This window comes from Devosia sp., assembly GCF_028290645.1.
GTDB lineage: Bacteria > Pseudomonadota > Alphaproteobacteria > Rhizobiales > Devosiaceae > Devosia_A.
Window position 1 is genome coordinate 1 of sequence record NZ_JAQGJL010000311.1, and the last position, 7,377, is coordinate 7,377.

Here is a 7,377-nt window from a genome sequence, read left to right on the forward strand (position 1 = left end):
CACCGGACTGAATTATCCAACCAGCTCCCTGAACCGCAGTGTCTCCACCGTCGGCCCGCTCGGCTTGTATTCGAGCCCGATCAGCCCCTCATAGCCCCGCGCCTCGAGCCACTCGAGCCGCTCGGCATAGTCCAGCCGGCCGCTGCCCGGTTCGCCCCGGCCGGGGGTATCGGCGAGGTGGACGTGGACGACGCGGTCGAGCCGGCCGGCCAGCACCTCGATCTCCTCGCCCATCACCGCGGCATGGTAGATGTCGTAAAGCAGCCTGATCTCGGGCCGGCCGACCTCGTCGACGATATCGAGCCCCTCCTCGGTCGAGGTGAGATAGTAGCCCGGGTGGTCCACCCGGTCGTTCAGCGGCTCGAGCGCCAGCACCACCCCGGACCCCTCAAGGATCTTCGCCGCTTCCTTCAGCACCTTGACGATCGCCGCATGCTGCACCGACCGGGCGACGCCCGGCTGGTTGTCTCCCGCCTGCGCGATCATGACTTTGGCGTCGAGCTGCCGCGCCGCCGCGAGCGAGGTGCGTACCCCTGCGAGGAACTGCTGGTGCGAGTCCGGGTTGGTCAGCGGCACGATGGGCTCGCAGAGGATCCCCGCCAGCGCCAGCCCGGTCTCGTCCAGCGCCGCACGGATCGTATCGCGATCCTTGTTCGAAAACCGCCAGAACTCGACGGCGTCGAGCCCTGCGGCCCTGGCCGCGCGGACCCGGTTGGCGACATCGGGCTCTTCGGCGGCGAACAGCCACTCGATGCAGGCAGAATAGCGCATGTTCTATCCGTAGAAACTAGACGGTGACTTTGTGCGAGACCCGGCCCTTGTCGCCGAAGATCCTGATGTAGCGCTTGATCTCGGCAGCGTCACCGGTGGCCTTCTCGGGATTGTCCGAGAGCTTCACCGCCGGCCGGCCGTTGGCTTCGCTCACCTTGCAGACCAGCGAGATCGGGTCGAGCTGCGGGTTGGGCCAGGGAGAGCAATCGGCGAAATCATTGGTGAGGTTGGTACCCCAGCCAAAGGCCATGCGCACCCGCCCGTGAAAGTGGTGATAGGCCTCCTCGATCATGTCGACATCGAGCCCGTCCGAGAAGATCAGCAGCTTCTCCCTGGGGTCGCGCCCGCGCGCCTTCCACCACTCGATGATCTTCTCGCCGCCGGCGATCGCCGGGGCGCTGTCGGGGCGGAAGCCGGTCCAGTCGGCCACCCAGTCGGGCGCATCGCGCAGGAACGCATCGGTGCCGAACGCGTCGGGCAGCACGATCTTGAGATTGCCGCCGTAATAGCTCTCCCACTCCTGCAGCACCTGGTAAGGCGCCGCACGCAGCGCTTCCTCGTTGGGCGCGATCGCCCCCAGCACCATCGGCAGTTCGTGCGCGTTGGTGCCGAGCGCCTCGAGGTCGTTATCCATGGCCAGCAGCACGTTCGAGGTGCCGGTGAAGTTCTCGAGTCCCAGCCCTTCCTTCAGCGCCTCGACGCACCAGCGCTGCCACAGGAACGAATGCCTCCGCCGCGTGCCGAAATCGGAAATGCGGAGCTCGGGCAGCTTCTTCAGCCGCTCCACCTTCTCCCACATCTTGGCCTTGGCCCGCGCATAGACCACGTCGAGCGCGAATGGCCCGTAGCTCTTGAGCGCCGCGCGGCTGCGCAACTCGTTGATGATGGCGAGCCCCGGAATCTCCCACATCGTGGTCTCGATCCACTTGCCGGGAAAGTTCAGCTCATACTGCCCGTCACGCTTTTCGAGGTGGTACTCGGGCAGCCGGAAACCCTCCAGCCATCGGAGGAACGCCGGCGAAAAGATCTGCTTGGAGCCATAAAAACTGTTACCCGCCAGCCAGATCATCTCCTTCTTGCCGAAGCGAAGGGTGCGGGCATGGTCGAGCTGGGCGCGCAGCTCGCCCTCGTCGATATCGTCGGCGAGCCGCACCGAGGTCTTGCGGTTGATTAGGGAAAAGGTGGCGTCGACCTTGGGGTAGAGCCCCCAGATCATCTGCAGCATCAAGAGCTTGTAGAAATCCGTATCGAGCAGGCTCCGGACGATCGGATCGAGCTTCCAGGTGTGGTTGTAGACGCGCCGGGCAATGTCGGTCTTCGGCATCACGCATTCCTTCAACTCGTCCGACACGTCTAGGCAAATCGGAGAGAAAAGAAAAGAGCACTTCATCGGTAATTGACGATGGATGGGCGGGCCGGTGCGAGCCGACCCCCACCCCTGCCCCCTCCCCCTAAGAATGGGGAGGCCAAAGCGCTGACGCTGGTGAAGGGGTCTCCCTCCCCCTTGCGGGGAGGGGACAGGGGTGGGGGTCCCCACGCACCAGCCCACCAGGCAACGCCGTGCTGTTCCTCCTCTCAAAACGCTTCCTTCATCACCGGTGAGGTACTGAAGGTCGATGGCGGCTTGCGCGCCAGGCTGGGTGGATCGCCGAAAACCGAATGAGCGCAACAGGGGCTGTGGATCTCGACGAGGCGCGCCCGCGCCGGGCGGTGACGGCTCCTGCCGCGCTCGAAATCCCGGCGATCGTCCCGGCGCTCCTCATCGGCCTTATCGCCTTCATCATCGTCCGCGGCTTCGCCCCGCTCGACCCCACCAACATCCTCTGGCTCGACGAGCGCGACCGGGCCATGCACACGCTGGGCTGGTGGTGGTTTGCCATGGCGCCCTGGGGCTGGCCGCCTGGCGCCAGCCCGCTCAACGGTCTCGAACTCGCCAATGGCGTCGGGCTCTCGGACTCGCTGCCGCTCTTCGCCTTCCCGTTCAAGCTGATCGCCCAATGGCTGCCCGTCCGCTTCCAGTACTGGGGCTATTGGGAGCTGCTGTGCTTCGTCCTGCAGTCGCTGTTCGCGGTGCTCATCGCCCATGAGCTGAAGCTCAGCCGGCCGATGGCGCTGATCGCTGCGATATTCTGCGTGTTCCAGCCCGCCTTCCTGATGCGGCTCGATGTACACATGGCGCTGGCAGGCCATTGGACCATCCTCGCCGCCGTCTGGCTCTACCTCCGCCGGCCCAATCCTCCTTGGGCCTGGCCGCTGCTGCTGGCGACCGTCTCCGCAATCCACGGCTATCTGCTGGTCATGGTGTTCGCCATCTGGGTCGCCTCCCTCGCCTCCCGCCTCTGGCGCGGCGAGCTGCGGCCGATGCCGACCTTGCTTGAGATCGCGCTCGCCGCCGCCCTCATCACCGGGGTGCTGTGGTCGACCGGCATCTTCATGGTCGGCTCGGTCGAGAGCTGGGGCTTCGGCCTGTTCCGCATGAACCTCCTGGGGCCGATCAACCCGGCCTTCTTCCAGTTCATCGTCCCCGGCGTGCCGGTCGGACGGTTCGAGTGGGAGGGGGTGAACTATGTCGGCCTCGGCATTTTCGCGCTGACCGCCGCGGTGCTCGTCACATTCCGGCCCGCCAGTCTCGGGCCGCTGGTCGGTCCGCGCTTCCTGCCGCTGGTGCTGATCGCCGTCGGCCTCGCAGTCTTCGCGCTGAGCAACCGCCTCGCCTTCGGCTCGATCGAGCTCTTCGAGTTGCCCCTGCCCGACCGGCTCGAGAAATTCCTCACCACCTTCCGCAGCTCCGGCCGCATGTTCTGGCCGCTCGGCTACCTCTTGATCTTCGCCCTGCTTGCGCTGCTGTCGCGGCAGCTGCGCAGCATCCCGGCGCTGGTCGTCGCCTGCCTCGCTTTGGGGCTGCAGCTTGCCGATCTTCAGCTCGGCATCCGCGCCCTCAAGGTCGGGCCCGATCGCACCGGCACCACCTGGCGCACCATGCTCACCTCCTCCGCCTGGGAGGCGCTCGCCCCACATTACCAGCGGGTCCGGGCGCTGCCGGTCGAGAACGAGGGGTACAACTGGCGCGAGCTCTCGTGGTTCGCCGTCACCCACCAGCTCCCCACCGACGCCGTCTATCTCGGCCGCATCGATCCCACCGCGCTGGCGAAAGCGCAGGCGGCAGCTGACGCATCGCTCCGCGAAGGCAGCTTCGACCGCGGCGCCATCTACGGCCTCGACACCCGCTCGGCGCGCCGGGTACTGCCGCACCTCGGCCCCGATGACGTTCTGGCTCCGGTGGACGGGCTGATCCTCTTCGCCCCGGGCGGCAAGCCGATCCTCGAGGCGGCCGGCATCAGGCTTTCGCCTTTCGTCTCGGTCCGCTACTAACGCGCGAAACCCTCTTGCGGGCAAAAGCTCATTGCGTGAGTATCCGCCCGTTTTGGTTCGAGTTCACTCCGTATGGCGCAACGACAGGAAACCTCCGGCAACCGCCTCGACGACGCCGCCCGCGCCGGCTGGCTCTACTATGTCGCCGGCAACAACCAGGAGGAAGTGGCCCGGAAGCTCGGGGTGTCGCGGCAGACCGCGCAGCGCCTCGTCTCGCTGTCGGTCTCTGAAGGCCTGATCAAGGTCCGGCTCGACCACCCGATCGGCCGCTGCATGGAGCTCGCCGAGCGCCTGCGCAGCCGCTATGCGCTGGATTTCGTCGAGGTCGTGCCGTCCGATCCGGGCTCGGGCTCGACCATTCTCGGACTGGCCCAAGCCGCCGCCGCCGAGATCGAGCGGCGACTGAAGGGCGACAAGCCTATCATCCTCGGGCTGGGCACCGGGCGCACGTTGAAGGCCGCGATCGACCAGCTCTCGCCGATCGACGCGCCGCAGCACAAGATCGTGTCGCTCACCGGCAACATCGCCCCCGACGGTTCGGCCGCCTTCTACAATGTTATCTTCTCGATGGCCGATGCAGTGAAGGCCCGCAGCTTTCCCATGCCGCTGCCGGTGATCGCCTCCTCCGCCGCCGAGCGCGAGGCGCTGCACAGCCAACCAATGGTGCGCGATACCCTGTCGCTCGCCGCCAAGGCGGATGTTACTTTCCTCGGGCTCGGCGATCTCGGCCCCGAGGCGCCACTCTATCTCGACGGCTTCATCTCCGAGATCGAGCTTAAGGCGCTGCAGAAGGCGGGCGGCATCGGCGAAGTGCTCGGCTGGGCCTTCGATGCCAACGGCAAGCTGCTCGAAGGTCTCACCAATGACCGGGTCGCCAGCGCCCCCTTGCCCTCCCGCGAGTCGTCGCTGGTGGTAGCAATCGCCATGGGCAAGAAGAAATTGCCCGGCATTCGCGCCGCCCTGAACCGGCGCCTGGTCAACGGCTTACTCACAGACGAAGCGACCGCCGAAGGCCTGCTGGCTTAGCCGCAACCCGTTGAAATCCCGACGACTCTTCGACTTCGCGGGCGCCGCGGGCAAGTGCCCGTCCGCTCACCGATAAGTCACCCGCTTGACTTTATCGACGAAAGGATGAGTATTTGCTCATAACCGAGACAAATGCTCGTCTCGGAAAGGGAGGACATCGATGAGACTGCTACCGCTTCTCGCGGGCGCCATGCTGGTTGCGCTGGCCGGCTCCGCATCCGCCGCGACCATTACCATCGCCACGGTGAACAACAACGACATGATCCGCATGCAGAAGCTGGCGGATGATTTCACCACCAAGAACCCCGACATCCAGCTGCAGTGGGTCACGCTCGAGGAGAACGTGCTGCGCCAGCGCGTCACCACCGACATCGCCACCAAGGGCGGCCAGTACGACGTGATGACCATCGGCAACTACGAAGTGCCGATCTGGGCCAAGCAGGGCTGGCTGGTGGACCTGAGCGACCTCGGCGCCGACTACAATGTCGACGACCTGCTGCCCCCCATCCGCGGCGCGCTGTCGATGGACAACAAGCTTTACGCGTCCCCGTTCTACGGCGAGAGCTCGATGGTCCACTATCGCAAGGACCTGATGGAGAAGGCCGGGCTGACCATGCCGGCATCGCCGACCTGGGACTTCATCAAGGAAGCGGCGGACAAGATGACCGACCGCACCAATGACATCAACGGCATTTGCCTGCGCGGCAAGGCCGGCTGGGGCGAGAACATGGCGTTCCTCACCTCGATGGCCAACAGCATGGGCGCCCGCTGGTTCGACGAGCAATGGCATCCGCAGTTCGACCAGCCGGAGTGGAAGGCCGCCCTGCAGTACTATGTCGACATCATGAAGGCTGATGGCCCGGCGGGCGCGTCGTCCAACGGCTACAACGAGAACCTGGCGCTGTTCCAGCAGGGCAAGTGCGGCATGTGGATCGACGCCACCGTAGCCGCCGCGGCCCTCGCCGACCCGGCGCAATCGACCGTGGCGGACAAGCTGGCCTGGGCCGTCTCGCCCTCCGCTGCCGCCACCGACAACCACGGCAACTGGCTCTGGGCCTGGACCCTCGCCATCCCCTCGAGCAGCCAGAATATCGATGCGGCCAAGAAGTTCATCGACTGGGCAACCGGTCCCTCCTACGTGACGCTCGTTGCCGGCAAGGATGGCTGGATCAACGTTCCGCCGGGGACGCGTGCCTCCACCTATGCCAGCGCCGACTACAAGGCGGCGGCGCCCTTCGCCGAGCCGACGCTCAACGCCATCAACGCCGCCGATACGACCCATCCGACGGTGCAACCGGTGCCGTATGTGGGCGGCCAGTTCGTCGCCATTCCCGAGTTCCAGGGCATCGGCACCACCGTCGGCCAGATCTTCGCCGGCGTCCTTGCCGGCCAGACCACGGTGGACGACGGGCTGCGGCAGGCACAGGACGTGACGACCCGCGAAATGACCAAGGCGGGATACATCAAGTAGCCTCCCGAGGCGACCTGGGGCCGCCGGCAACACTTTGGCTGGCGGCCTGTTTTCTAGCGATGTGGCTGTGGACCCCCACCCCTGTCCCCTCCCCCTACAAGAAGGGGAGGGAGACGAAAGCACCGGCGCCAGTGTGAGGGTCTCCCTCCCCGATAGGGGTAGGGGACAGGGTTGGGGGTCCACACGCACTGAACGACATGTTTTTTCGCAACCGGCGTTGAGGGGAGAGAACGCCAATGGCCACGCGAGAGTCGCGCACGCTTGCGCGCACCATGATAGCGCCTTCGGTAATCGTCCTGCTCATCTGGATGATCGTGCCGCTGGTGCTGACGCTCTGGTTCTCGTTCCAGAACTACAACCTCCTGAACCCGGTGACGAGCTTCGCCGGCTGGAGCAACTATTACTACTTCCTCACCGACCCGGCGTTCCTCCAGGCCATCGGCAACACGCTGATCCTGGTGATCGGCGTACTGCTGATCACCGTCATCGGTGGCATCTTCCTGGCGCTGCTGCTCGACCAGCCGATGTTCGGCCAGGGGATTGTCCGCATCCTCGTCATCTCCCCGTTCTTCGTCATGCCGCCGGTTGCGGCGCTGGTCTGGAAGAACATGCTGATGAACCCCGAATACGGGCTGTTCGCAGAGTTTGCCCGCAGCATCGGCCAGCGGCCGGTCGACTGGTTCGCGCAGTTTCCGCTGCTCTCGATCATCATCATCGTCGCCTGGCAGTGGCTGCCC

General features: G+C 65.6%; 6 protein-coding genes. 4 read left to right on the forward strand and 2 right to left on the reverse strand.

The features are described from left to right. Positions 1 to 12: 12 nt before the first annotated feature. On the reverse strand, positions 13 to 771 hold the full coding sequence (locus JWQ89_RS16755; protein WP_299642825.1) for a TIM barrel protein: 759 nt from the start codon (positions 769 to 771) through the stop codon (positions 13 to 15). Between the two features lie 16 nt (positions 772 to 787). Beyond that, the gene (gene pncB / locus JWQ89_RS16760; RefSeq protein WP_299642827.1) at positions 788 to 2,095 is read right to left on the reverse strand and encodes a nicotinate phosphoribosyltransferase; all 1,308 of its coding nucleotides are present in this window, start codon (positions 2,093 to 2,095) and stop codon (positions 788 to 790) included. Between the two features lie 335 nt (positions 2,096 to 2,430). Between pncB and JWQ89_RS16765 the strand changes: the two genes are divergently transcribed. The 4 genes from JWQ89_RS16765 to JWQ89_RS16780 form a co-directional block, all read left to right on the forward strand. Continuing rightward, on the forward strand, positions 2,431 to 4,143 hold the full coding sequence (locus JWQ89_RS16765) for a DUF6311 domain-containing protein (RefSeq protein ID WP_299642829.1): 1,713 nt from the start codon (positions 2,431 to 2,433) through the stop codon (positions 4,141 to 4,143). Positions 4,144 to 4,215: 72 nt separating this feature from the next. Further along, positions 4,216 to 5,169, forward strand: coding sequence for a sugar-binding transcriptional regulator (locus JWQ89_RS16770; protein WP_299642831.1), 954 nt, complete (start codon positions 4,216 to 4,218; stop codon positions 5,167 to 5,169). Positions 5,170 to 5,329: 160 nt separating this feature from the next. Beyond that, entirely contained in the window at positions 5,330 to 6,640 is a 1,311-nt protein-coding gene (locus JWQ89_RS16775) for a sugar ABC transporter substrate-binding protein (RefSeq protein ID WP_299642833.1), read from the forward strand. 236 nt (positions 6,641 to 6,876) lie between these two features. After that, the coding region (locus JWQ89_RS16780; RefSeq protein ID WP_299642834.1) for a sugar ABC transporter permease at positions 6,877 to 7,377 on the forward strand (501 nt) is incomplete at its 3' end.

Coding starts and splice junctions, on each gene's coding strand:
- pncB (WP_299642827.1), bottom strand. CDS start 2,095: ATGCCGAAGACCGACATTGCCCGGCGCGTCTACAACCACACCTGGAAG.
- JWQ89_RS16775 (WP_299642833.1), top strand. CDS start 5,330: ATGAGACTGCTACCGCTTCTCGCGGGCGCCATGCTGGTTGCGCTGGCC.
- JWQ89_RS16765 (WP_299642829.1), top strand. CDS start 2,431: ATGAGCGCAACAGGGGCTGTGGATCTCGACGAGGCGCGCCCGCGCCGG.
- JWQ89_RS16755 (WP_299642825.1), bottom strand. CDS start 771: ATGCGCTATTCTGCCTGCATCGAGTGGCTGTTCGCCGCCGAAGAGCCC.
- JWQ89_RS16770 (WP_299642831.1), top strand. CDS start 4,216: ATGGCGCAACGACAGGAAACCTCCGGCAACCGCCTCGACGACGCCGCC.